At 38.0% G+C, this 2,087-nt stretch carries 3 protein-coding genes; 1 reads left to right on the top strand and 2 read right to left on the bottom strand.

Annotated elements, in window-relative coordinates; genetic code table 11:
• Positions 1-43: 43 nt before the first annotated feature.
• Positions 44-598: a TetR/AcrR family transcriptional regulator gene (locus tag NL42_RS17580; protein WP_461313739.1), complete on the top strand. Its 555-nt coding sequence runs from the start codon at positions 44-46 to the stop codon at positions 596-598.
• A gap of 65 nt (positions 599-663) precedes the next feature.
• Here the strand turns inward: NL42_RS17580 and NL42_RS17585 are convergent, their stop codons facing one another.
• Together NL42_RS17585 and NL42_RS17590 are read right to left on the bottom strand one after the other, a co-directional pair.
• A complete protein-coding gene (locus NL42_RS17585) occupies positions 664-1,608 on the bottom strand; it encodes a metal-dependent hydrolase (protein WP_461313737.1) in 945 nt (314 codons plus the stop codon).
• 283 nt (positions 1,609-1,891) lie between these two features.
• Positions 1,892-2,087: DUF2171 domain-containing protein (locus NL42_RS17590; protein WP_461313738.1), on the bottom strand; the 196-nt coding region annotated here is incomplete at its 5' end.

A 2,087-nucleotide genomic window follows, 5' to 3' on the forward strand; every position in this document is an offset into this window, starting at 1 on the left:
ATCTCTTTTAGATACAACAAAAAATTATTTAAACGGTATTCCTATGCCAAATTTAGAATCTTCATTTAGAGCACTCAGAGTGCTTCACACCGCAAAAGACTTATTTAATCAATATGGGTTTCATAAGGTCGGGGTCGACCAAATTATTGCAGAAGCTAAAGTTGCCAAAGCTACTTTTTACAACGACTTTCACTCAAAAGCACGACTCATCGAGATGTGTCTCACTTTTCAAAAAGACGCGCTCAAAGTAAAAGTGTTTTCCATTGTTAATTCTTACTGTGAAGAAATGGTGATTGATAAACTTAAGCAGATTTACCTTTTACATGCCGACTTAAATGGCTTTTATCATTTGCCCTTTAAAGCAATTTTTGAAATTGAAAAGCTCTATCCAGTTGCCTATAAAGTTGTAGTTGATTATAGAAACTGGTTTGTTAACGAAATCTATAAGTTGCTTTTAACCTTAAAAACTACGGCCTCCATCCAAGATGCTTATATGTTTTTATTTATGATTGATGGGGCGATGGTCCAGCTTTTAGATAAAAATGCGGTAGATGAAAGAGATCGGTTGTTGGATTATTTCTTTTTGAATTTTGCTTAAGCGACAAACTCACCTAAGAAAAAGCCTCCAAACAAGGAGGCTTTCATTTTAAATAAAATAGCTGCTTAGCTTAATGTCGCAGGTTTTGCACCCTGTGTCATTCCTTCAAAATATTGAACGGCAGGTGAACGAGCCATATAAGCTAAAGCTTGCTCGGTGTCACCTTCATGAAGTGGGTTAAATTTTGGAGAAACCCATCTTAAGGTCGCTTTCCATAAATATTTAATGGTCGGTAAGTTGTCTGAGCGAGTCGCAGTTTTTTCAAATTCACGAATAATTTTGAAGTAGCCACGACGCATCAATTTTTGAATATCTTCGTGCTCTAAATCTTGTTGGCCCAAACTACGCGCAAAGTCAGCAAGGAAATAAATAAACAGTGGGAAAACAGCCGCCATAATCACTTGGCGTGACACATAAAACCCAAACTTGTTTGTTAGTAGGTGCTCAAATAAGTCGTAGGCAACACAGCGATGTTCAACTTCTTCAGCTAAATGCCAACGGAACAAATCTGCCATAGCAGGGTCAGCTTGGTCCCAAGACTTACTATCAAGCGTCCATTGACCAATAGTTCCGGTAAAGTGCTCAATTGCAGCAATCACACCTACTCGAAAAAGTAACCAATATTCATCGAGCTTTTCGCCTTTTAAAAAGGGCATACCTAAAGGTTTGTCACCCAATAAAATGTTAAACACAAAATGGGCGCGGTTGAGTGTTTCTTGAATGTCGTAGCCATTTTCACGTAAGAAGTCCTGAGCTTTTTCATGGGCACGTGCATGTGCTGCTTCTTGACGAACAAAGCCAATCACTTCTTGTTTTAATGTTTCATCGGTAATCAAGGGAAGGGTTTTATTAAACACGCGGCAAAACCAAAACTCACCAGCCGGCAAGAGCATATTAATGCCATTTGCTACATGTGAGCATAGCGGATCATTCGGCATCCAACAGACAGACGACTCGGCAAAATCAAAATGTACTTTTCTTGCTTTAAGCTGATGATTCCCTGTGATCATATACGTCACCCTATTCATAATTGTTCATTTAATGCGAATGGACAATTTTTAGCATTAAGTAAAATTGATCACCATGTGAGTAAAGGACAAAAACATCTAACAAAAGGCTTATAGAGATAAAAACGGCCTAAGTCAGAGATTTAATAAATAAAAAAAGGCTCCTTACGTAAAGGAGCCTTCAGTTCGGGGAGTTAGGCTGTAAAGTTTTTAAGCCTATTCATTTTTCTAAGCTGAAACGATTTATTATAAAGTTCAGGTTAAGTCACGTATCGTGCTTAAAAGTCTAGATCGCTTGCCACTGATCTTTAACTTCTTCTGAATTTTTATTCAGAATGACTTGGTTTTCTTTCACTTCCCCAATCCATCCAGTAGGAATAAGGTGATGTTGACCGCTTTCATCTCGAGTCAGCTTTAATTGGTTTTCACCATCTAGATGGTCGACTGTTCCTACTTTAGTACCACAAGAAGCAATAACGTCT

The organism is Acinetobacter sp. GN11 (genome assembly GCF_054823985.1).

Bases quoted from the DNA above. Each gene is read 5' to 3' on its own strand.
- NL42_RS17580 (WP_461313739.1), top strand. From the start codon at position 44: ATGCCAAATTTAGAATCTTCATTTAGAGCACTCAGAGTGCTTCACACC.
- NL42_RS17585 (WP_461313737.1), bottom strand. From the start codon at position 1,608: ATGATCACAGGGAATCATCAGCTTAAAGCAAGAAAAGTACATTTTGAT.